Below are 927 nucleotides of genomic sequence, written 5' to 3' on the forward strand. Positions count from 1 at the left end.
TCAATCCGATCGTGATGTCATCGGGCATGGTTCTGCCGAAAGGGGCGCTCGTCGATGCACGCTATACGGGGAAGTCAGCCGAAGAGATCTACGGCTTGCTCACGCAGGAGGCCAAACAGAAGCAACAACAGCCTCCGAAAACTCAGCAGTCGAGTCCGCCCGGCCAGCAGCAGCCGAACTTACCCGATCAACGGTCGCAATCGAACGGGAAGCCGGCTGGGGAACCGGCGCAACAGCCAGGCCCGCAACCCTCGTCGAATCCAGGTTCGTTCGGTGAAGTTCGCCCGTACAAGGGGCCGGACAAGCCGGTAAAGGAGGCCGAGTGGAAGGTTGCCGTGACGCAAGCTGCGAAAGCGGCCGCGGTGCGCGGCAAGTTGCCGGGCGATCTGCAGGCGATGGCGGGCGAGGCGGTGGGGCCCGTGGTCGATTGGCGCGCAGTGCTGCATCGCTTCGCGCAGCAGTCGTCGCCGTCGGACTACAGCTTCGCGACGCCCAACCGCCGATATCTGCATCTCGGGTTCTACTTGCCCGCGCTGCATACCCCGGCGATCGGCGATGCGGTCTTCGTGCGCGACTCCAGCGGTTCGGTGTTTGACGAGACGCAGGCGCAGTTCGATGCGGAGATCCTCGCGGTTTTCCATTCGTTGAAACCGGCGCGGCTGATCGTGATGGACTGTGATACGCGCGTCACGCAGTTGCAGATCTTCGAGTGGGGCGATTCGCCGGAGATCAAGCCTGTGCGCGGCGGGGGTGGCACGGCGTTCGTTGACCCATTTAACCGGATCGTGGAAGACAGCATGAATCCGGCATTTCTTGTCTATCTCACGGACATGGACGGGCGGTTTCCGGCTATCGCTCCGCATTACCCGGTTCTTTGGGCGTCAACGACCCCTTTGACACGCGCTCGCAAAGCGCCATTTGGTGAAA

At 62.4% G+C, this 927-nt stretch carries 1 protein-coding gene; it reads left to right on the forward strand.

Features of this window, described 5'->3' with window-relative positions:
• Positions 1-927, forward strand: a 927-nt coding sequence (locus P7F28_RS17395) for a VWA-like domain-containing protein (RefSeq protein ID WP_277185766.1), incomplete at both ends; no start/stop codon positions are given.

It is taken from the genome of Caballeronia sp. BR00000012568055 (assembly GCF_029439455.1).
GTDB lineage: Bacteria > Pseudomonadota > Gammaproteobacteria > Burkholderiales > Burkholderiaceae > Caballeronia.